16 protein-coding genes are annotated in these 21,031 nt (G+C 67.5%); 5 read left to right on the top strand and 11 right to left on the bottom strand.

Annotated features, from left to right (window positions below; all coding sequences use genetic code 11):
• Positions 1 to 99 precede the first annotated feature (99 nt).
• From ASF60_RS21445 to petA, 4 genes are all read right to left on the bottom strand, one after another.
• On the bottom strand, positions 100 to 975 hold the full coding sequence (locus tag ASF60_RS21445; RefSeq protein WP_056190000.1) for an S-methyl-5'-thioadenosine phosphorylase: 876 nt from the start codon (positions 973 to 975) through the stop codon (positions 100 to 102).
• Positions 976 to 1,089: 114 nt separating this feature from the next.
• Positions 1,090 to 1,986, bottom strand: coding sequence for a cytochrome c1 (locus ASF60_RS21440; protein WP_056189998.1), 897 nt, complete (start codon positions 1,984 to 1,986; stop codon positions 1,090 to 1,092).
• 22 nt (positions 1,987 to 2,008) lie between these two features.
• Positions 2,009 to 3,295, bottom strand: coding sequence for a cytochrome b (locus ASF60_RS21435; RefSeq protein ID WP_056189996.1), 1,287 nt, complete (start codon positions 3,293 to 3,295; stop codon positions 2,009 to 2,011).
• Positions 3,296 to 3,328: 33 nt separating this feature from the next.
• Positions 3,329 to 3,838, bottom strand: a complete 510-nt coding sequence (gene petA, locus ASF60_RS21430; protein ID WP_244476788.1) for a ubiquinol-cytochrome c reductase iron-sulfur subunit — start codon at positions 3,836 to 3,838, stop codon at positions 3,329 to 3,331.
• 622 nt (positions 3,839 to 4,460) lie between these two features.
• Here petA and ASF60_RS25000 point away from each other — a divergent pair.
• Together ASF60_RS25000 and ASF60_RS21420 are read left to right on the top strand one after the other, a co-directional pair.
• Positions 4,461 to 4,772: a hypothetical protein gene (locus ASF60_RS25000; protein WP_056189992.1), complete on the top strand. Its 312-nt coding sequence runs from the start codon at positions 4,461 to 4,463 to the stop codon at positions 4,770 to 4,772.
• A 50-nt stretch (positions 4,773 to 4,822) separates the two neighbouring features.
• Positions 4,823 to 7,780, top strand: a complete 2,958-nt coding sequence (locus ASF60_RS21420) for an ATP-binding protein (protein ID WP_056189990.1) — start codon at positions 4,823 to 4,825, stop codon at positions 7,778 to 7,780.
• A 143-nt stretch (positions 7,781 to 7,923) separates the two neighbouring features.
• Here ASF60_RS21420 and ASF60_RS21415 read toward each other — a convergent pair whose 3' ends face one another.
• The 5 genes from ASF60_RS21415 to ASF60_RS21395 form a co-directional block, all read right to left on the bottom strand.
• Positions 7,924 to 8,853 carry an amino acid ABC transporter substrate-binding protein gene (locus tag ASF60_RS21415; RefSeq protein WP_056189989.1) on the bottom strand — a complete coding sequence of 310 codons (930 nt, stop codon included), beginning with the start codon at positions 8,851 to 8,853 and terminating at the stop codon, positions 7,924 to 7,926.
• Between the two features lie 337 nt (positions 8,854 to 9,190).
• Positions 9,191 to 10,852 (bottom strand): porin, encoded by a 1,662-nt coding sequence (locus ASF60_RS21410; protein ID WP_056189987.1) that lies wholly within the window; start codon positions 10,850 to 10,852, stop codon positions 9,191 to 9,193.
• Positions 10,853 to 11,570: 718 nt separating this feature from the next.
• A complete protein-coding gene (eda, locus tag ASF60_RS21405; protein ID WP_056189985.1) occupies positions 11,571 to 12,185 on the bottom strand; it encodes a bifunctional 4-hydroxy-2-oxoglutarate aldolase/2-dehydro-3-deoxy-phosphogluconate aldolase in 615 nt (204 codons plus the stop codon).
• 32 nt (positions 12,186 to 12,217) lie between these two features.
• Positions 12,218 to 14,041 (bottom strand): phosphogluconate dehydratase, encoded by a 1,824-nt coding sequence (edd, locus tag ASF60_RS21400; RefSeq protein WP_056189983.1) that lies wholly within the window; start codon positions 14,039 to 14,041, stop codon positions 12,218 to 12,220.
• A gap of 256 nt (positions 14,042 to 14,297) precedes the next feature.
• Positions 14,298 to 15,776, bottom strand: coding sequence for a SulP family inorganic anion transporter (locus ASF60_RS21395; protein ID WP_156375908.1), 1,479 nt, complete (start codon positions 15,774 to 15,776; stop codon positions 14,298 to 14,300).
• Positions 15,777 to 16,135: 359 nt separating this feature from the next.
• On the opposite strand from ASF60_RS21395, the gene ASF60_RS21390 reads away from it, so the two are divergent.
• Complete coding sequence (locus ASF60_RS21390; RefSeq protein WP_156634349.1) at positions 16,136 to 17,506, top strand: GGDEF domain-containing protein; 1,371 nt, start codon at positions 16,136 to 16,138, stop codon at positions 17,504 to 17,506.
• Positions 17,507 to 17,534: 28 nt separating this feature from the next.
• Here the strand turns inward: ASF60_RS21390 and ASF60_RS24110 are convergent, their stop codons facing one another.
• Together ASF60_RS24110 and ASF60_RS21380 are read right to left on the bottom strand one after the other, a co-directional pair.
• Complete coding sequence (locus ASF60_RS24110; RefSeq protein WP_244476754.1) at positions 17,535 to 18,167, bottom strand: L,D-transpeptidase; 633 nt, start codon at positions 18,165 to 18,167, stop codon at positions 17,535 to 17,537.
• 86 nt (positions 18,168 to 18,253) lie between these two features.
• Entirely contained in the window at positions 18,254 to 18,691 is a 438-nt protein-coding gene (locus ASF60_RS21380; protein ID WP_056189981.1) for a globin family protein, read from the bottom strand.
• 314 nt (positions 18,692 to 19,005) lie between these two features.
• Here ASF60_RS21380 and ASF60_RS21375 point away from each other — a divergent pair, with 314 nt between their 5' ends.
• Together ASF60_RS21375 and ASF60_RS21370 are read left to right on the top strand one after the other, a co-directional pair.
• Entirely contained in the window at positions 19,006 to 19,887 is an 882-nt protein-coding gene (locus ASF60_RS21375) for a DUF4336 domain-containing protein (protein WP_244478537.1), read from the top strand.
• 206 nt (positions 19,888 to 20,093) lie between these two features.
• Positions 20,094 to 21,023 carry a hypothetical protein gene (locus tag ASF60_RS21370; protein WP_056189979.1) on the top strand — a complete coding sequence of 310 codons (930 nt, stop codon included), beginning with the start codon at positions 20,094 to 20,096 and terminating at the stop codon, positions 21,021 to 21,023.
• Positions 21,024 to 21,031 lie beyond the last annotated feature (8 nt).

The raw sequence follows: 21,031 nt of genomic DNA, 5'->3' as shown, positions 1-21,031 counted from the left end.
TGATCGGTTCCGGTTCTTCGAGACGAACCCGCCTTCTAGTGCGAAGACCGGCGCCCGTGAAGGGCGCCCAATGCCGAATCCACCGGCGCGCCGATCACGTCAGGCGGAGAGGACTCGTCCGGCCACGGCATCGAGCTTGGCCAGCAGGGCCGGATCGCGCTGCGCCGGGGCGGTCATGATGGCGCCGTCGAGGGCCCGCTCGGTGCCCGCCGGACAGGCCACGCGCTCGGCCGGGAAGTCGCGGGCGAGACGGGCGACGAGCCGAGCGGCCTTGTCGGCATTGGCGCGCGCCACCGCCACCACGGCGGCCACGTCCACCGCCTCGTGGGTCGGGTGCCAGCAATCGAAGTCGGTCACCATGGCGATGGTCGCGTAGGTGATCTCGGCCTCGCGGGCGAGCTTGGCCTCCGGCATGTTGGTCATGCCGATGACGTCGTAGCCGAGGGCCTTGTAGGTGGTGGATTCCGCGTAGGTCGAGAATTGCGGCCCCTCCATGCAGACATAGGTCCCGCCGCGATGGACCGCGATGTCCTCGGCCTGCGCCGCCTCGGCGATGCGGCCCTGCAAGGCGGGACCGATCGGGTGGGCCAGGGAGACGTGGGCGACGCAGCCGTCGCCGAAGAAGGACGCGGCGCGGCCGTGGGTCCGGTCGACGAACTGGTCGACGAGGACGAAGAGGCCGGGATGCAGCTCCGCCTTGAACGAGCCGCAAGCCGACAGCGAGACGAGGTCCGTGACCCCGGCCCGCTTCAGGATGTCGATATTCGCCCGATAATTGATGCCGGACGGTGAGAAGCGGTGGCCCCGCCCGTGGCGGGCGAGGAACACCACCTTGGTCTCGCCGATGCGGCCGATGCGCAGGGCGTCCGAGGGCTCGCCCCAGGGAGACTCGATCCGCTCCTCGCGGACATCCTCCAGGCCGGGCAGGTCATAGACCCCGGACCCGCCCATCACGCCGAGCACCGCTGCCGTCATCCCCATCTCCAAAAGTTCGCGCCGGTCGCCCCTCCTTGGGGCGCCGGCGCGGGTCGTGTCAACGAAGCGAGGCCAGGAAGCAAGGCCGGGTCGAACCGACCGCTCGGCGCTTGCTCAGTAGGTCTTGTGCAGCTCGGGCTGGAGGCCGTGGACCTCGCCGCCGACCTTCGCCCAGATCTTCTTCTTCACGTAGTAGAGCAGGCCGGCCAGCACGAGCAGGAACAGGATCACCCGCAGGCCGAGGGCCTTGCGCGCCATCATGTGGGGCTCGGCCGCCCAGGCCATGAACGCCGCGACGTCCTTGGAATACTGCTCCGTGGTCTCCGGCACCACCGGCTCACCCTTGTCGTTCTTGGCGTACGTTACCTGCCCGTCGCTGATCGGCTTCGGCATCGCGATCAGGTGACCGGCGTAATACTTGTTGTAGTAGGTCCCTGCCGGAATCTCCTTGCCGGCCGGCGGATCCTCGTAGCCGTTCAGGAGCGCGTGGATGTAGTCCACGCCCTGCTCCGAGAAGCCGATGAACGGCATCGCGTCGAAGACGAACCACGGGAAGCCGCGCTCGTAGGTCCGGGCTTTCGCCAGCACCGAGAAGTCGGGCGGGGCCTTGCCACCGTTGGCGGCGGCGGCCGCCTTCTCGTTCGGGAAGGGCGACGGGAAGGCGTCGGCGGCACGGGCGGGACGCTCGACGTCCTCACCCGCATCGTTCTGCTCCTTCACCTTGTACTGGGCGGCGAGTTCCTTGACCTGCCCGGTGGTGAAGCCGGGCCCCCCCTCCTCCGAGAGGTTGCGGAAGCGCACCAGGCTCATGCCGTGGCAGCTCGAGCAGACTTCCTTGTAGACCTGGAAACCGCGCTGAAGCTGGGCCTGGTCGAAGCGCCCGAAGGTCCCGGCGAAGCTCCACGTTTCGCGGGGCGGGTTCGGTGGGCCATGCTCTTCCTCTGCCTGGACGGCAGAGATGCTCATGACGGCCGCGAGCAGGGACGCGGCGAGAAGGCGGGTTGTTTTCATGGTTCTTAAAAGTCCCCTGCCCTCAACCTTTGGACGATGGTGCGGCCGCCGCACCCACCGGCATGCCGGACCCGCTGATCTGCTTGCCGGGACCGGTCACGGTCTCGAGGATCGAGCCCGGAAGAGCCTTCGGCGTCTCGAACAGGCCGACCAGCGGCATCACGAGCAGGAAGTGCAGGAAGTAATATGCCGTGCAGATCCGGGCCGCGATGACGTAGCCACCCTCCGGCGGTTTCGCGCCGAGCCAGCCGAGCACCACGCAGACCACCACGAACAGCCAGAAGAACTGGCGATAGATCGGGCGGTAGTTGCACGAACGCACCCGGGAGGTGTCGAGCCACGGCGCCAGCGCCAGGATCAGCACTGCGCTGAACATCAGGATGACGCCGCCGAGCTTGTCCGGCACCGCGCGCAGGATCGCGTAGAACGGCAGGAAGTACCATTCCGGAACGATGTGGGCGGGGGTCACGGCCGGGTTGGCCGGCACGTAGTTGTCGGCGTGGCCGAGGTAGTTCGGCTGGTAGAAGATCCAGTAGGCGAAGAAGGCGAAGAACACGACCGAGGCGAACACGTCCTTGACGGTCGCGTAGGGCGTGAAGGGGACAGCATCCTTGCCGGTCTTGATCGGGATGCCGGCCGGGTTGTTCTGGCCCGTCACGTGCAGCGCCCAGACGTGCAAGATCACCACACCGGTGATCATGAACGGCAGCAGGTAGTGGAGCGAGAAGAAGCGGTTCAGGGTCGGGTTGCCGACCGAGTATCCACCCCAGAGCAGGCTCTGGATGGTGTCGCCCACCACCGGAATCGCCGCCAGGATGTTGGTGATGACGGTGGCGCCCCAGAAGCTCATCTGGCCCCATGGCAGGGTGTAGCCAAGGAACGCGGTCGCCATCATCAGCAGGTAGATGATCACGCCGAGGATGTAGAGCACCTCGCGGGGGGCCTTGTACGAGCCGTAATACAACGCCCGGAAGATGTGGACGTAGACCGCCACGAAGAACATCGACGCGCCGTTGGCGTGCATGTAGCGCAGCAGCCAGCCGTAATTCACGTCGCGCATGATGTGCTCGACGGAGTTGAAGGCGTTGGCGGCGGAGGGATCGTAGTGCATCGCCAGCCAGACGCCGGTGACGATCTGCGACACCAGCATGGCGATCAGGATCGCGCCGAAGGTCCAGAAGTAGTTGAGGTTCCGCGGCACCGGGAAGGAGACGAAGGACGAATGCACCAGCCCGATCAGGGGCAGGCGCGATTCGAACCACTTCGCCAAGGCACTCTTGGGAACGTAGATATTGCCGTGTCCGCTCATGGGGCGACCCGCTCCAAATCCTGTTTCAGGGTGTCAGGCGACGGCCTTGCCGCCCTCTTCGCCGATCCGGATCTTGGAATCCGATTCGAAGATGTAGGGCGGGATCGGCAGGTTCGTCGGGGCGGGCCCCCGGCGCACCCGGCCTGACGTGTCGTAGAGGGAGCCGTGACAGGGGCAGGACCAGCCTTCGTACTGGCCCTGATGGCCGATCGGCACGCAGCCGAGATGGGTGCAATTGCCGTAGACCACGAGCCACTTGGCGTGGCCCTGCTTCACGCGGGCGGCGTCCGTCTGCGGATCGATGAGATCCGCCATCTTCACCTCGCCGGCTTCCTTGATCTCCTTCTCCGAGCGGTTGCGCACGAAGATGAGCTTGCCGCGCCAGAACACGTTGACGATCTGACCTTCCTGGATCGGTGCCAGATCGACTTCGAGCGGAGCACCGGCCGCGATGGTCTCGGCGTCCGGCGCCATCGAGGCGACGAAGGGCCAGGCGAGCGCGCCGGCACCAACGGCCAAGGCCGCTCCCGTCGCGAGGAACATGAAGTCACGTCGCGTGCCGTCCGGCGCGCCGTGAGAGTTCTCAGGATCGGCTGCCGTGTTCGCCAAGTGTCACACTCCAAGCATGATTGCGCCGGATGAGCCTCATTCCGGGTGCGGAATCGGCCAGACGGGACCTTAGAGGCTTTCAAAGGAAAGTCAGCCCGGCGGGACGGAAGCACCATCCCACAGCATTGTGCAATGCGACCCCGCGTCACCCGAAGTCAAGGCGCGAACCCGTTCTGAATCGGCCGTTTCCGACCTTGGCGCAGCAGCGTTGCGGCAGTGCCGCGCGGGGGTCCTCCGAGCCATGCAGAAGGGCGAGTCTCGGGCGCGTTCGCTGGTCTTGCCATGCGCTCGGCGTGGAGGCGGATGCCGTCAGGACCATGAACGATATCGCAGGTCGGACTGCTCCGTTCACGGCGCCATCGATGGCCGCCCCAGGGTCCGGCGATCGGTCCGGCCCGGATCGTGCTGAACACCCATGCGACGATGGCTGCCGGCCAGGGGTTGCGATCACCCTGCGTCGCATCCGCTTTTTGCCGCCTGTGCGCAACCGCGCAGATGCGTTACCCGGAACCGCATAGCTTGACCGTCTCGTCAGGCCGCCGACGCCGAGAGACTCATGGACGTCACCGATCCGCCCTTCACCCCGGACGGGCTGCGAATTGCCGGCGGCGTCCTGCTGCCCGTCATCGCGGCGAGGCTTGGCGTCGGCACGGACGAGACCAATTCCGCCGGCGACGAGCGCGTGCCCCTGTGGCGGGCGGTTCACACCAACTTCGTCGCTATCCCGATGGCCCAGAAGGGCGGCACCGCCGCGTCGCGGATTGTCCACGCCACTCCCATCGGCGCCGCGATCGGAGCCTCCCCGGTGGCGGCGGTACTGCCTCTCCCGTTGCGACGGCACCTGCTTGGGGAGCATCGGACGGCGTGAAGATCCGCCCGTCGGAATTCAGACCTAGTCTCGCCGGGGTCCCGCGCTGGATGGCAGTTGGGGCCGCACGCGGCACGCCGGTCTTCCTGTTTGCCGCTCAACCCGCATCCGCGATCGAAACCGGGTCCCTGCAGGCGTGGTCACCGGGCAGCTTCGGGATCGGCGTCGGATTGGCAGCCCTGGTCGGCGCGGGCACGCTCGGGCTCGTCCGGTGGCGGCGTCGACCAGCCGCTCTTGCGGCGGGCCGCGACGCCGGTCTGCTGAACGCCGTGTTCGATGCCTCGGCCGATCCGCACCTCGTCTTCGCGGTCGCGCCGGACGGCGGTTTCCGTCTCGCCGCCTGGAATGCTGCGGCAGCGGCCGCCTTCGGGGGCGACGACGGCCGGATCGGTCGCGACGTCTCGGCGCTGCTGCCCGCATCCGAGGGTGCGGCGATGCGGCGGGATCTCGCCCAGGCGGCTGCGAGCGGAACGACGGTGCGGAGCCAGATACCGGCGGACGGATCATCGGCGGCGCCCGCGACGGAAACCACCTGTGTGCCCCTGCGACGACCCGGCACCGGCCCGGTGGATCGCGTCCTCGTCACCCGACGTGACATCAGCCACCTCGCGCAGGCGCAGCCCGAAACCCTGGATGCCAACCGCCGCCTCGTCCTGGCCGAGCAGGTCGCCCATATCGGCCACTGGCATCTCCACCTGGCCTCGCGCGTCCTGACGTGGTCCGACGAGGTCTACCGCATCCACGGGCACGAGCCGCAGAGCTTCGTTCCCACCATCCCGGGCAGTATCGCCGCCTGCCACCCGGACGACCGTCGCGGCATGGTGCGGCGGATCGCCCGCGCATTGCGCCGGCACGAGGGGTTCGACATCGCCCTGCGGCTGGTCCGGCCGTCCGGCGAGGTGCGGGACGTTCTCGTGCGCGGCCTCTGCCTGCCCGAGCGGTCCGGCCGCGATCCCTCCAACGACACCCAGCCGGAGGCGATCTTCGGCGTGTTTGCCGACATCGCCGAGTTGAAGCAGGCCGAGCGTGCCCTGGCCGAGAAATCCGCGCTGCTCGAAGCGACCCTCGAGAGCATGGATCAGGGGCTGCTGAGAATCGACGGGACCGGGCACATCCCCGTCATCAATCGCCGGGCCATGGAGATCCTGGCGATCTCGCCCGAGATCCTGGCGACCAAGCCGGACTATCGCATTCTCCGTCAGCATCTGCGCGAAACCGGCACCTGGGGTACCCTGATCCAGGACCCGAAGCACTGGCACCTCGACGAGAACCGGCGCACTACCGAACTGCGCTCCGAGCGCCGACGGGCCGACGGACGGGTGATCGAGACCCGCTCGCTGCCGATGCTGAACGGCGACGGGCACCTTCAGACTCTCACCGACATCACGCACCGCCGTCACTCCGACGAGCAGTTGCGGGAGAGCGAGGCGCGCTATCGCCTGCTCGCCGACTACACCGCCGATCTGATCGTCCTCGACGATGCCTCCGGGCGCCACCTCTACATCTCCCCGGCCGTGACGGGGATGCTCGGCTACGATGCCGTCGAGGCCAATCGCCTCGGCCTGCGCACCCTCGTGCATCACGAGGACATCGCCAATCTCTCAGCCACCCTGCACGCCCTCGGCCCCGAGCAGCCGACCGGGTCGGTCATCTATCGGATGCGCCACAAATCCGGGTCCGACATCTGGGTCGAAGCCGCCTTCCGGCGCATCGAGGAAGGGGGCGACGTCCAGATCATCCAGGCCATCCGCGACGTGTCGCAACGCCAGAGCCAGGAAGCCGACCTGCAGCGGGCCCGCGTCGCCGCCGAGGCCGGCGCCCGCGCGAAGGCGGAGTTCCTGGCCAATATGAGCCATGAACTGCGCACCCCGCTCGTCGGTATCCTCGGGGTCCACGATCTCCTGCGCGGGGACGCGCAGCTCACACCGGATCAGGCGCGTCTGGTCGGGCTGGCCCAGGAATCCGGCCGCTCCCTCCTCACCATCGTCAACGACATCCTCGATTTCTCGAAGATCGAGGCCGGCCAGCTCGTCATCGAATCCGTACCGTTCAGCCTGCGAGCGCTGGTCGAGGCCTGCCGGGAGTTCAGCGCGGAGATCGCGCAGGTTCGCGATGTCCGGTTCGTCACCGAGATCGGCGAGGACGTGCCGGACTGGTTGCTCGGCGACCCCACCCGGTTACGGCAGGTCATCCTCAACCTCGCCACCAACGCGATCAAGTTCACGCCCGCGGGCTCGGTGACCCTCCGGGTCACCTGGGCCCCGGCGCCCGACGATGCGCCGCGCCCGGGCGCGACCCTGCGGATCGCCCTGATCGACACCGGGATCGGGATCGCGCCTGAGACGCTGTCCCAACTCTTCGAACGCTTCGCCCAGGCCGATGGCTCGACCTCGCGCCAGTACGGCGGAACCGGCCTCGGACTCACCATCTGCCGACGGCTGGTGCACCTGATGGGTGGCGAGATCGGCGGCGAGAGCCGGCTCGGCGAGGGGTCGACCTTCTGGTTCTGGCTACCGCTGCACCGCGCGGCTGGCGCGGATGCCGCGGCGGCGCCGACCCCGACGACGCTGGCTCGGCGGGCCGGTCCGAGCTGGCGGGTGCTGCTGGCGGAGGACAACGCCATTAACCAGGAGATCATCGGCACGGTGCTGCGCCAGAAGGGGCATGTGGTCGACGTGGTCGACGACGGCGAGCAGGCGGTGACGGCGGCCTTCGACCGTCCCCGCGACCTCGTCCTCATGGACGTCCAGATGCCGGGACAGGATGGGCTGGCGGCGACGCAGGCGATCCGCCTCCGCGAGCGCCTGGAGGGCCGGCCGCGCACGCCGATCATCGCCCTGACCGCCAATGCCATGCCGGAGGAGATCGAGCGCTGCCGGATTGCCGGCATGGACGCCCACGTGGCCAAGCCGGTGGACTGGTCGGTGCTCTTCGCCACGATGGAACGGCTCGCGGGCTCCGCCGAAGGGGAGCACTCGGCCGCAGGGGGTGAGACGGCCGGGCGATGAGATTCGGCGCGGGGGTTCGCGTCTTTCATTTGTCCTGTGGGGATCATCGGATTTCGACGGATCCCTGACAGACGCCAGGACGCGAAACGCCCCGCCCTGGGGAAGGGCGAGGCGTCGGTGGTTGGTCGTCCGGATGGTTCGGTTCAGTAGGCGGCCGGGTCCGGGCTGTCGCTCGGCGAGGCGAAGGCCTTGATCATGGCCTCGCTCATCGGGAGGTTCAGGTTGATGCCGCGCGGCGGGATCGGCTTGGTGAACCACTTGTCGTAGAGCGCCCGGCCCTCGGCGCTCTTGTAGAGCTTGGCGGTCGCCTCGTCGGCCACGGCCTTGAACGGAGCGTCGTCCTTGCGCAGCATGATGCCGTAGGGCTCGGGCTTCGAGATCGCCTCGCTGGAGATCGCGTAGGCACCGGGGTCCTTCGAGCTGGCGGCGAGGGAGGCCAGCAGCACGTCATCCATCACGAAGGCGGCGGCCCGGCCGGTCTCGACCATCAGGAAAGCTTCGGCATGGTCCTTGGCCGGCAGGATCGTCAGGCCGAGGTTGCGCGCCGTGTTGACCTCGTTGATCTGCCGAATGTTGGTGGTGCCCGAGGTCGAGACCACGGTCTTGCCCTTCAGATCTTCGATCTTGTCGAGCTTGGCCGACTTCTTGGCGACGAAGCGGGTCGCGGTCAGGAAGTGGGTGTTGGTGAAGGTGGCCTGCTTCTGGCGGTCGGGATTGTTGGTCGTCGACCCGCATTCGAGATCGATGGTGCCGTTGGCGATCAGCGGGATGCGGGTGGCGGAGGTGACGGGGTTCAGCTTCACCTCGAGATTGGGCATCTTGAGGTTGGTCTTCACCGCCTCGGCGATCTTCTGACAGATCTCAAGGGCGTAACCGACCGGTTTCTGATCGCCGTCGAGATACGAGAACGGCACGGACGCGTCCCGGTAGCCGATCGTGATCGAATTGGTTTCCTTGATCTTCTTCAGGGTCCCGGTGAGGTCTTGCGCCTGGGCGCTCCCTCCCGCGAGCACCGACAGCGCGAAGCTGAGGGCGACGGCAGGCAGGGTGGATCTCTGATGGCACGAACGCATCTGCAGGCTGACTCCGGAGGGTCGATCGCCGCACCGGCGATCACTGAGACTTACATAAGCAACGTAGCAGGGGACTTTGCCGCCGCAATCGTTGTTTTCGCGCTGTCCAAGACGGAAACGCTTCCCGCCCTGGCAAGGGGCGTGCCGCGAAGCGTCGACCGGGCGTCTAAAGCCTCAGACATGGCGTCCCGAGCCTCAGACTGTCCTGCCGCCACGCTTCCATCGGGCGATGCGGCGCACATGCAAAAAGGCCCGACTTTGCAGCCGGGCCAGTTCGCCTGTCTCGAAGATGGAGGGTCCGGGCTCAGCGGGAGCCCGGACCGGACCGTTCCGTCGCTTAGAAGTCGCGCTGGACGCGCGCGCGCAGCTGGAAGGTGTCGTCTGCGGTGACGGTCCGGACACTGCCGTTGGCAATGTTGGCGGCCGTGACGGCGCCGTTGGAACGGGTCATGTCGACGACGCGACCGTTCTGGACACCAACCTTGGTGTAGAAGCCTTCGAGACCGATATCGAGATCCTTGACGGGCGACCAGATGATGCTGGCGCCGGCGACGATCTGATAGTTGTCACGCAGCACGGGGCTGACGTTGAAGGACACCTGGCCGGGAACACCCGTGAACTGACCGGTCGAGCCGGTCGACTGGAACACGGCGGCATTGGCGGCGCGGGCGCCACGAGCGAAGTTCAGCTCGCCGTAGCTGGCGAACACGGCCGAGCGCCACTCGGGAGCCCAGTAGTGCAGGAACGAACCGACAACCGTGAAGCTGGTCGACAGCTCGATCTTGCCCGTGAAGGGGTTGAGCGTGGCATCGGACATGTAGGGGTCGAACGCAGCGCCGTTGATGGTGCTGGCGCGCGACGCGTAAGTGCCGTTGTACGAAGAGTAGCCGGTGTAGAGCGTCGCGCCCTCGCCGTAGGCGCCCTGGAGGTACAGGGTATCGCCGGGTGCGATGAAGGGCATGTTGATCTTGGCGCCGGCCTGAACGGCCCAGCCGTACTCGCTGGCGGGACGCTGGAGCGTGCCGGCCAGACCGGCGAAGCCGGTACCTGCGAGGTTCGGAGCAAGCGCGGTTCCGTTCGGGCCGAGAGCGGCGCCCGAGATGAAGTTGCCGGTGTTCAGCTCCTTGACGGCGGCGGAGATCTGCGCCGAGCCCCAGGCGGCATCGTACCGAAGGACACCGACGAAGTCGGGCATGCGGTTACGCTGCGCGACATCGACGTTGGAGAACCCGTTACCCGTGAAGATCGGCGACGGCGCACCGGTGTTGGCGACGTTGATGCCAACCTGCGAGCCAGCGGGGGTGAACGTGGTGTTGGCACCGAACACCTGCGAATAGATGGTGTTGCGGCGGAAGGACGGATCTTCCAGCGAGATCGTGGCCGAGAGGCCGCTGCCGCCGAGCTTGCTCGTGTAGGCGAGCAGGTTGGTGGACTGCAGGTCCGAGTTGGCGGTGGCACCGGCGAACTCGAAATCGTGGGCGTAGAAGTCGAAGAACGACGACGCACGACCGGCGGTGAGGCCGGCGAACTGAATGAACGCCTTGTCGGTGTTCACGAACTGCTGAACGCGGCCGTTCTGGTCCTGACCGGTGGCGCCGAAGGCGTTGCCGATGCGCTCCTGGGTGCCCGAGCGAAGGCCGCCGGTGGCACCGGTCCGCGAGGCGAACTGGAGGCGCACGAAGGCGCGCAGGGTGCCGTAGGCGGTCTGCGTGCGGGCATCGACGTTGATGCGGGCGAGGCCGATATAACCGGTGGTGTCACCGTTCGAGCCGGAGCGGCTGTCGGTCGGCTGGTAGCCGACGTCGAGGCGGGCGCGGCCCGAGAGACGGATGCAGGTGTCGGTGCCGGGGATGTAGAAGAAGCCTGCACCGTAGGCGGAGCAGACGCGGACGTATTCGATTGGGGCAGCCTTCTTGACCGGGAGGTCGGCTGCCTGTGCTCCGGCGACCGCGGCAAATCCTGCAGCGGAGGCGAGAAGCGAGCTCTTCAAGAGCTTCATTGAATTCTCCAAAAGCTTCGAGACCCGAGGAAAGCGTACTACGCCCGAGATCTTCGAGGATCTCGATGTCGCGTCGCCCTTTGTTCTTGAATGACCAGGCGTTACCGCCGGAAATTGTTGATTGCCCCGGAGTTGCCCCCAACGCCCAATCACTGTGTGCGAGCGCCTTCTTTGCGGCAACTCGGAATCGTGATCGCGGCGGCGGTTCCGGCCTGCTGTTGCGGGCTTGCAACGTTGAACAGGTGGCTAAGTGACTGTTCTGAGGGCAGCTTTTTCGAAGCGGTGCCTGTTTTCCGCGCCGGTCGGGTGGTCCGGGATGAGCTGCAAGTCTCAGGAAATACGGAATAATCTGTGATTTATGACACTTCTGAGAAGGCCGCAGACAATCCGGCTCCATCCCGATTGCTCAGCGAATGGTCTCAAACCGACGCTTTGTCCGCTGGCATACCAAAATGATCTCAAGCAGATCTTTGGGATGTGGATGACCGGCTCAGAACGGGAAACGAGCCGCACGGCACGATTCGCGAAGCTCCGCTTGCGGGTCCCGGGGATGAGAATCAGATACCCTTCGTGACGGATCACAAGAGACCGGCCGGGATCGACACAGCAGGCATCCGTGACTCGCCGATCGTCTCGGCCGACGGACGCGAAACCGACATGTCCGTTGGCCGATTCCTCCACGGCCAGCGGCTGCGGGTCTCGGAGAGATCGACGGGATCTAGCCCGTGAGGCGGCTGGCCGCCTCGGCCGAGCGGCGGATCAGGTCCGGCTCCGGCACGCCCGGGGGAACCACCCAGCTGCCACCGACGCAGAGCACCGGCGAGAGGGCGAGCCAATCCGGCGCCGTGGCCTCGGAGATGCCGCCGGTCGGGCAGAACCGGACCTGCCCGAAGGGGCCTGCCAGGGCCTTGAGCGCCTTGATGCCGCCGGAAGCCTCCGCCGGGAAGAACTTGAAACGATCGAGGCCGTGATCGAGGCCGCGCATGATGTCGGCCGCATTGGCGACCCCCGGCAGGTAGGGGACGCCGCGAGCAAGCGCGGCCCGGGTCAGCGGATCGGTGAGGCCGGGGCTGACGATGAACTGCGCGCCCGCCTCGAGCGCCGCGTCGAGGTCGCGGGCATTGAGGACGGTCCCGGCGCCGACCACGGCGCCCTCCACCCGCGCCATGGCCCGGATGACGTCGAGGGCGGCGGGCGTCCGCAGGGTCACCTCCAGGGCGGTGAGACCACCCGCCACCAGGGCGCGGGCGATGGGCTCGGCCTGGGCGACATCCTCCACCACCAGCACCGGAATGACGGGGACGGAGCGCATCAGGGTGTCGATGGTGGTCATGGACGGCATCCTTGGCTGGGCGGAGGCGAGTGTCAGAGGCCGGCGGCGGCGAGCATGGCGGAGGCGCCCTGCTCGGCCCCGTCGGCGCCGTGGCGCAGGAAGGCGAAGAGCTCGCGACCGGTGCCGAAGGCCGGCGGCGGCGGCACGGCGTCGGTCCGGCCCGCCCATTCAGCCGGGTCGACCAGGGCTTCGAGGGTTCCGGCCTCCGCGCTCAGGCGCACGATGTCGCCATCGCGCAGCTTGGCCAGGGGGCCGCCGCCGAGTGCTTCCGGACTCAGATGGATCGCCGCCGGCACCTTGCCGGAGGCGCCCGACATGCGCCCATCGGTGACGAGAGCGACGCGAAAGCCGCGATCCTGCAGCACGCCGAGCTGAGGCGTGAGCTTGTGCAGTTCGGGCATGCCGTTGGCGCGCGGTCCCTGGAAGCGCACCACCACCACCACGTCCCGTTCGAGTTCCCCGGCCTTGAACGCCGCCATGACGTCGTCCTGGTCGTCGAAGACGCGGGCCGGCGCCTCGACGGTCCAGCGCGACGGATCGACGGCGCTGGTCTTGAAGGTGGCGCGGCCGAGATTGCCCTTGACGAGGCGCATGCCGCCATCCGGCTGGAAGGCCTCCGCCGGGCTGCGCAGGATGGTCTCGTCATGCGAGCGCTCCGGCGCGTCCTCGTAGACGAGCTGGTCGTCGATCAGCTTGGGGTCGCGGGCATGGTCGCGCAGGCGGCTCCCGGCCACGGTCAGGATGTCGTCGTGCAGGAGCCCGGCATCAATCAGGCTGGCGATGACGTAGGACATGCCGCCGGCCGCGTGGAAATGGTTCACGTCGCCAGAACCGTTGGGATAGACCTTCGCGACCTGGGGCACGACCGCCGAGAGCCGGTCGAAATCGGCCCAGTCGAGGACGATGCCGGCCGCCCGCGCGATGGCCGGCAGGTGGATGGCGTGGTTGGTCGATCCGCCGGTCGCCAGCAGCCCGACGACCGCGTTGACGATGGCCTTCTCGTCGATGCAGTGGCCGAGGGGCCGGTAATCGTTGCCGTTGGCCCCGATCTCAGCGAGGCGATGGACCGCCGCCCGCGTCACGGCCTGGCGCAGCTTCGTGCCAGGGTTGATGAAGGATGCGCCGGGCATGTGGACGCCCATCACGTCCATCATCATCTGGTTCGAGTTCGCCGTGCCGTAGAACGTACAGGTGCCGGCTCCATGATAGGAGGCGGATTCGCTCTCCAGCAGTTCGTCGCGCCCGACCTTGCCCTCGGCATAGAGCTGGCGGATGCGCTGCTTCTCCTTGTTGGCGAGCCCCGAGGGCATCGGCCCGGCCGGGATCAGGATCATCGGCAGGTGGCCGAAGCGGAGCGCGCCGATCAGCAGCCCCGGCACGATCTTGTCGCAGATGCCCAGCAGCGCCGCCCCGTCGAACATGCCGTGGCTGAGGGCCACCGCCGTGGACAGCGCGATGGTATCCCGCGAGAACAGCGACAGCTCCATGCCGCGCTGCCCTTGCGTGACGCCGTCGCACATGGCCGGAACGCCGCCGGCCACCTGGGCCGTGGCGCCGACCTCGCGGGCGAACAGCTTCATCTGCTCGGGGTAGCGGCCATAGGGCTGATGCGCCGACAGCATGTCGTTGTAGGCGGTGACGATGGCGAGGTTCATCGCACGCCCGGACTTGATCACCGTCTTGTCCTCGCCGGACGCGGCGAAGCCGTGGGCGAGGTTGCCGCAATTGAGCATGGGCCGGTGGACGCCGGATTCGCGCTCGCGCGCGATCAGGTCGAGATAGGCCTTTCGCGAGGGGGCCGAGCGCTCGATGATGCGCGCCGTGACGGCGGCGATTTCCGGGTGAAGCGCGCTCATGACCTCTGTCTCCTCGCGTCCGGGCGGATCCCGACGCAGCTTGCCTCAGCCGCGGCAGGTTGCGCCAGCATGACCGTAGCGCGCCAGCGCGACGGTCATGCGATTGTTGTGTCTGATGTCAGCCCGGTCTCGGGTCGGTCAATGGCGCCGGGATGCGACCCGCACCCGACCCGCGCCAGCCCGACCCGCTGCAGGTTGCGGGCCAGCCCCCGCTTCCCGGTCGTCGCCCGCCCCGGCGGCCTCCGAACGAGGCCCCTCAATGACCACCCGCGGCCAGAGCCGCGCCCGGCCTGTGATGGGTTCCCAGGCGTTCGACCATCGTGGCGGTGGCGGCGTTCATGCCGACGATCTCCACCGCGATGTCGTGATGGCGGAACTTGAGGACCACGCGGTCGAGGGCGTTGACGCCGGTGATGTCCCAGAAATGGGCCTCCGACAGGTCGATCACGATCCCGGTCAGTTCGACCTCGCGGAAATCGAAAGCGGCGTGAAAGGCTTCCGCCGTGGCGAAGAAGATCTGCCCGGTGACCCGGTAGGTCCGCACCGTCCCGGTCCGATCGGAGGTGACGGCGAAGAACCGGGTCACCTTGTGGGCGAAGAACAATCCGCTGAGAACCACGCCGAACAGGACGCCCTTGGCGAGATCGTGCGTCGCCACCACCACCGCGACCGTGCCGAGCATGACGAAGCTCGAACTCTTCGGATGGGTCAGCAGGGTCCGCAGGGACCCCCACTGGAAGGTGTTGATCGACACCATGATCATCACCGCCACCAGGGCAGCCATCGGGATCTGTGCCACGTAGGGGCCGAGCACCACGATGAGGAAGAGCAGGAAGGCGCCGGCCCAGAGCGTCGAGAGGCGACCGCGGCCGCCGGACGAGACGTTGATCACCGATTGCCCGATCATGGCGCAGCCCGCCATACCGCCGAACAGACCGGCCCCGACATTGGCGAGGCCCTGTCCGGCGCATTCGCGGTTCTTGTTCGAACCGGTGTCGGTCATCTCGTCGAGGATGGCCGCCGTCATCAGGCTCTCCAGCAGGCCGACCATAGTCAGCGTGAGCGCGTAGGGCAGGATGATGCGCAGGGTCTCCAGGGTGAAGGGCACCTGCGGCAGCGCGAAGAACGGCAATTCGGTGGGCAGCGCCCCCATGTCACCGACCTTGTGGATCGGCAGCCCCATGGCCATCGAGACGGCGGTGAGGAGCAGGATGGCGATGAGCGGAGACGGCACCGCCTTCGTGAGGTAGGGCAACCCGTAGATCAGCCCGAGGCCGACCGCCGTCATCAGGTAGACGGTATTTCCCTGTCCGATCAGTTCCGGCATCTGCGCCAGGAAGATCAGGATCGCCAGCGCGTTGACGAAGCCGGTGACGACCGAGCGCGAAACGAAGCGCATCAGGTTGCCGAGACGCAGGGCACCCGCCGCCATCTGCAACAGGCCGGTCAGGATGGTGGCGGCGAAGAGGTAGCCGAGGCCGTGATCCTTCACCAGGGTGACCATCACCAGCGCCATGGCGCCGGTGGCGGCGGAGATCATCGCCGGCCGCCCGCCCGCGAAGGCGGTGATGACCGCGATGCAGAACGAGGCGTAGAGCCCGACCTTGGGGTCGACCCCCGCGATGAGCGAGAAGGCGATGGCTTCGGGGATCAGCGCCAGGGCGACCACGGTGCCGGCCAGCAATTCGCGCGTGATATCGGGAGCCCATTGGCTCCGCAGGTTCGTCAGGGACATGATTTGAAACGATCCAGGCGTTCCCGCACGACCGGCGTGACGGAAAGACGAATTGGACGTCACCTGCCCATTGCGGCAGCAAGCGACGGAGATGCGAGTGATGTTCGTGGGAGAGCGACGGCTACGGCGGCGTTGGCCGTGCGTACAATCTGGCTCGATCCTTCAGCATTCGGTCAGCCTTATCAGGATCGCGCATGAATGCAACGCGGGCGCATCTGCGACCGATGGAACGCGCTCCGATCTCGCTACGACACGACGCCGGAGATTTCTGAACGGGAAATCGTCAGGACCGGTGGAATTTTTACAGGTCTCTCCCGAGCCATGGCCTATAGTCCCGGCACTGAAGCTGGCAGATCTCCATGGACACCGTAAATCCAATTTTGAACGGGCCAAGTCTGATCGAGCCATGTCTGATCGGGCCATGTCTGATCGGGCCAAGCCTGATCGAAGGAGCCCGTTGCAGGCCCTGGTACCGTCTTCGCCTGCCGGGAGACCTCGAACACCAGTTCGACGCCACGATCCGGTGGTCGTCGGGCACCTATATTCAGTCCTGGCTCCTGATCTTCATCGTCTTCAACGTCATTTCCCTGAAGATGGACTACGACCTGTTCGGTTCCGAACGGTTCTTCATTCCGGCCTTCCTGACGCTGGCCGTGTTCATCCCCCTCTGCACGCTGGCGATCCTGGCCCTGGGCGGCATCACGACGGCCCGGCGTCAGGCCGCCCTCGTGACGGGCGTGGCGTTGCTCGACATGGCCATCGTGCTGAACAGCGCCCGGATCGCCCCGCCGGCCCACGCGGACACTTATCTGGTCATCGCGGTGATCGTGCCCATGGTGGTCGGTATGATCGCACCGCTGTCCTTCCGGCACAGCCTTGTGCTGTCCGGCAGCGCCCTGGCCCTCTACGCGACCTACGTGATCGGGATCGCACTTCCGCGGAGCGAGGCCACCGGCCTGCCCCTGCTGATCGCCAGCCTCATCCTGGTCCCGTTGAAGCTCGCCTATTCGCGCGAATGGACCCGTAAGGAATCCTTCCTGCTCACCCTGGAGAAGGCGGCCCGCGAGGTGGACCTGGCCGAGGCGAATGCGCGCCTGACCATCCTGTCCGAAACGGATGCGCTCACCGGGCTGCCCAACCGCCGCAGTGCGACGCTGCGGCTGCAGGCCGGCTGGCAGGAGGCCTGCGCCCGCGGAGAATGGGCAACCCTGGCCCTCATCGATATCGACGCCTTCAAGCGTCTCAACGACACCTCCGGACACCTCGAGGGCGACCGCTGCCTGCGCTGCGTGGCCGAGGCTCTGGCCGACTCAGCCGGGGCCTATGGGGCGCAGGTCGCGCGCTACGGCGGCGAAGAGTTCATCGCCTTCCTGCCCGGCAACGATCCCGGCCAGGCCGCGACCATCGCCGAGAGCCTGCGCGCGGCGGTCTTGCGCCTCGCCTATCCGCATCCAGGACTGCCGGGCGGCACCTGCGTCACGGTCAGCGTCGGCGTCGCGACGGCCCATGGTCATCTCGGAAGGCTGGCGACCGGGGCCGACGATCTCCTGCGATCCGCCGACGATGCCCTTTACCGGGCCAAGCGCGCGGGGCGGAACCGGGTCGAGACCGTCATCCTGTCTCTCGCCGCGCCGGTCCAAGACGCGTCAGTACACGACGCATCCGTAGAGGATGCGTCAAACCACGACGCGCCAGATCACGACACGCAGCGGGCGAATGCGTGGCGATGAGGCGCGTCGTGAACGCGGCCCTGACGGATCAATCGAGGCCGTCGCCGACACCGTAGGGACCACCGTCGAAGCCCGGATCGCCGACATCGTAGGCGGACGATCGGCGCGGGACCGCGCGAAAGGCCACGACCGGTCGCTCGACACGACCGGAGGGCTCGCGTCCCATCTGCATCCCCGCCGACATGATGCCGTCGTCGTCCTGGCGGCGGCGGCGGGAGGCCATGATCGCGCTGCCTTCGATGACCACCCGCGTCCGGGCCATGCCCTCGGCCTTCACGAGGTTGAACAGGGTCGCGGCATTCTTCGGCGCGAGTCGGACGCAGCCATGGGAGGCCGCGCTGCCCAACCGGCGGGTCTGGTTGGTACCGTGGATGGCGTGTCCCTGCCCGGTGAAGAAGATCGCATTGGGCATCGGCGCGTCGTCGAACTCGCGGGAGAAATGGGTGCGCTCCATCCGGAACGGCCGGTGGGCTCCGCTCGGAGTGTCGTAGCTGTCGGCGCCGGTCGAGACGGGCCACGTGTAGCGGGTCTGACCGTCGACCGCGACAATCATGCGCTGCGCGTCCTTGTCGACCGAGATCAGAACCTCGGCGGCGGCGGGACAGGCCAGGACCAGGGCGGCGACGAGGCCGGAGAGAAGGGGCGACAGGCGGCGGCGCATCGGGGCCCTTTGCACATGGGAAACCATCACGCAGACGCGTGTCCGGCCGGTTGGTTCCGGAGCCCCCGAGAGGCCGCGAGGCCGGATCATGCTGCGCTGGGGGCGGCGGGGGGCCGGACCTCGGCCGCCGCGGCCTTCATGACGCTCGCGACCAAGCCGTAGGTCTCCACCCAAGCCTCGCGCACCTCCGGGGTGAAATCCGGCCCCAAGCCCTGCTCCAGGGTCCAAAGGAGGGCCGCACCGACGGGTTCGTAATGGGCGGCCTGGGTTCCGAACGACACGTGCTGGCGGCCGAGGGTCTGGAGGGCCGGCACCACGGTCTCCGGCTTGTGGAGATTGGTCACCGCCAGGCCCAGCATCGCCATCAGCTTCTTCTTCTGTTCCCGCATGTCATCGGGAAACATCGGGCGAACCTGAGGAGCGATCTCGAACAGCCGGCCATAGAACAGATCCGCCGCCGTGTCGGCGATGGGCCGGACCTTGGCGAAACTGTCCTGAACGAGAATCACCTGATCCGGGGTCATGCGGGCTCCTCAGGGAAAGACGGTCGCGCGAATACGGCGCGACATGGTCCCGTTTACTGGTCAGCGGCAAGGTCGCTCAAGCCCGAACCCCGGCCATGCCGACGAACGACGAGACAGATCGGTGAATTCCGTCACGCCCGGAGCACCGGACGGAACCGATGCGTGCATCGGGACCGGCCCTGTCGCGGTCCGGTGGTGAGGGACGGGCATTCGCGAGACGGCCCGAAAACCGCCCCCGCGATTCGGCGCAGGGACCCCGGGGTTGCGGCTTCGCGTTCTCCCAGGCGACCACATCCGCGAGGGAGTTCGAGCGCTTGGCCCACGAGTATCATGACACCCGAGAGATCCAGGATGCTCAGGACATCAGCTATCCGCCCCTGAACATTCCGAAGCCGGTCACCGATGGTGTCTGGATCGTCGATGCGGCGCCGATCCATGCGGGCGGCCTGCCGCTGCCGATCCGCATGACGGTGCTGCGGCTAGCCGGCGGCGAGCTGCTTTTGCATTCGCCGGTCCCGTACCGCCCGGAGCTTCAGCGCGCCTTGGAGCGGCTGGGACGCATCGGCCACCTGGTGGCGCCGAGCGTGGGGCACTGGATGTTCCTGCGGGACTGGCAGGGTGCCTGCCCCAACGCGATCACCTGGGCGGTGCCGGGACTCGAGGATCGGGGACAGGTGCGCCGCTCGGGTGTCCGGATCGATGCGGAGTTGACGAACCGGTCGCCGCGGGTCTGGTCCGAGGAGATCGACCAAGTGCTGATCACCGGGCCGGTGTTCCGGGAAATCTGCCTGTTCCATCGGCCGAGCCGGACGCTGCTTCTCACCGATCTCGTCATCAACCTGGAGGGCGACCTCCTGCCGGTGATCATGCGCCCGGTCGCGCGCCTCCTCGGGATCGTCGCACCGGACGGCAAGGCGCCGCTCTACCTCCGCCTCCTGTTGCGCACCAATCACCAGGCCGTCCTGAACGCGGCGCAGCGGCTGGTGGCCTTCCACCCGGACAGGGTCATCTTCGCGCACGGGCAATGGTTCGACCGGGACGCGCCGGCGGAACTGCGGCGCTCCCTCGCGTGGATTCTCGGACCGGGAATCGACCGGGACCAACGCCGCCAACCGGGAGCCTCGCCGCTGGTGATCGGCGCGGCCGTGTTGGGTGTCGCGGCGGCGCTCGCCTATCTTCGGCGGAAGCGACGCTAAGCGCGGCATCCCGAGCCGCGCCCTGCTCCGCCCCCCGACGCAGCCGGCTCGGTCGAGTCAGGTCCGGTCATCGACCCTCCGGCTGATCCATCCTGGCGGCCTCGGGGTGGCCGATCGCGCACGGTTCGGCAGCGCCGGACAGCATTGACTTAATCATACCGCTCATCCTAACTCATATAGCACTGGCTATAATATGAGGGATGACGATGCAGGGTTGGGGGGGACCGAACGCGCGCTCGGCATCCGCCGCGCTATGGGCGGCCGTTTCCCTGGCCGGCGGACAGGCGCTTCTTCCATCCGGCGCCCAGGCCCAGACCCTTCCGACGGCCGCGGAAAACCTCACCCCCGGTGACCTCGACAGCGAGCACCTGTTCGGCTTCACCGAGGGCAGCGACCTCGGCGTCCCCGGCGAGGCGGAGCTGGAATGGGAAACCTCCGGGCGTCTGGGCAAGCGTCTCGGGCGGTTCGTCGCCATCGACAGCGGATTGGCGCTGAAGGTGCCCCTGACGAGCAATGTCCGGCTCGCCCCCGGCATCACCTTCAATGCCTACGAGATCGACGTGCCGGGACATCCGGCGCGGCTGAGCGGCGGCCCGGCGGGCGCCTTCCTGGAAACCCGCCTGCGCCTCCTCGATCGCCGGACCGGCCCGTTCGGGCTCACCCTCAACATCGTCCCCAGCTATAGCGCCGTCGACAGCGGGTCCGGAGCGAGGGCCCGCAGCGTCGGCACCGAAATCGGGCTGCTGGCGGATTACGAATTGATCCCGGGCCGGCTCGTCGCCGCCCTCAACGCCACCGTCGCCTTCGCCTCGACGCGGCTCGACGCGGGCGATGACCTCGCGCTCGCCTCGGGCACCGAATGGGCAGGCGCCCTTGCCTACCAGGTGCAGCCCGGCCTGTTCGTCGGCGGCGAAGCGCGTTACGCGCGCACCTATGACGGGCTGACCCTCGGTCGCCTCGCCGGCCAGGCCGTCTATCTCGGGCCGACCCTCTACACGACGCTCTCCCCCCACGCCTGGGCCTCCGTCACCTGGAGTTTCCAGGTGGCCGGAACCGCCGTCACCGAGCCCGGCCCCCTCGACCTGACGAACTTCGACCGCCACCAGATGCGGCTCAGGGTCGGCTACAGCTTTTAAGATTTTCG

The organism is Methylobacterium sp. Leaf113 (assembly GCF_001423325.1).
Classification (GTDB): Bacteria; Pseudomonadota; Alphaproteobacteria; order Rhizobiales; family Beijerinckiaceae; genus Methylobacterium.
Note: the sequence above shows the minus strand (reverse complement) of the source record. Positions and strands in the feature narration are given on the sequence as shown.

What these genes read in the sequence shown, in the direction of transcription:
- eda (WP_056189985.1), bottom strand. Translation starts at nt 12,185, where the DNA reads ATGACCACCATCGACACCCTGATGCGCTCCGTCCCCGTCATTCCGGTG.
- ASF60_RS21415 (WP_056189989.1), bottom strand. Translation starts at nt 8,853, where the DNA reads ATGCGTTCGTGCCATCAGAGATCCACCCTGCCTGCCGTCGCCCTCAGC.
- ASF60_RS21435 (WP_056189996.1), bottom strand. Translation starts at nt 3,295, where the DNA reads ATGAGCGGACACGGCAATATCTACGTTCCCAAGAGTGCCTTGGCGAAG.
- ASF60_RS21380 (WP_056189981.1), bottom strand. Translation starts at nt 18,691, where the DNA reads ATGACCCCGGATCAGGTGATTCTCGTTCAGGACAGTTTCGCCAAGGTC.
- ASF60_RS24110 (WP_244476754.1), bottom strand. Translation starts at nt 18,167, where the DNA reads ATGCGCCGCCGCCTGTCGCCCCTTCTCTCCGGCCTCGTCGCCGCCCTG.
- ASF60_RS25000 (WP_056189992.1), top strand. Translation starts at nt 4,461, where the DNA reads ATGGACGTCACCGATCCGCCCTTCACCCCGGACGGGCTGCGAATTGCC.
- ASF60_RS21420 (WP_056189990.1), top strand. Translation starts at nt 4,823, where the DNA reads ATGGCAGTTGGGGCCGCACGCGGCACGCCGGTCTTCCTGTTTGCCGCT.
- ASF60_RS21410 (WP_056189987.1), bottom strand. Translation starts at nt 10,852, where the DNA reads ATGAAGCTCTTGAAGAGCTCGCTTCTCGCCTCCGCTGCAGGATTTGCC.
- edd (WP_056189983.1), bottom strand. Translation starts at nt 14,041, where the DNA reads ATGAGCGCGCTTCACCCGGAAATCGCCGCCGTCACGGCGCGCATCATC.
- ASF60_RS21395 (WP_156375908.1), bottom strand. Translation starts at nt 15,776, where the DNA reads ATGTCCCTGACGAACCTGCGGAGCCAATGGGCTCCCGATATCACGCGC.
- ASF60_RS21390 (WP_156634349.1), top strand. Translation starts at nt 16,136, where the DNA reads ATGGACACCGTAAATCCAATTTTGAACGGGCCAAGTCTGATCGAGCCA.
- ASF60_RS21440 (WP_056189998.1), bottom strand. Translation starts at nt 1,986, where the DNA reads ATGAAAACAACCCGCCTTCTCGCCGCGTCCCTGCTCGCGGCCGTCATG.
- ASF60_RS21370 (WP_056189979.1), top strand. Translation starts at nt 20,094, where the DNA reads ATGCAGGGTTGGGGGGGACCGAACGCGCGCTCGGCATCCGCCGCGCTA.
- petA (WP_244476788.1), bottom strand. Translation starts at nt 3,838, where the DNA reads ATGTTCCTCGCGACGGGAGCGGCCTTGGCCGTTGGTGCCGGCGCGCTC.
- ASF60_RS21445 (WP_056190000.1), bottom strand. Translation starts at nt 975, where the DNA reads ATGACGGCAGCGGTGCTCGGCGTGATGGGCGGGTCCGGGGTCTATGAC.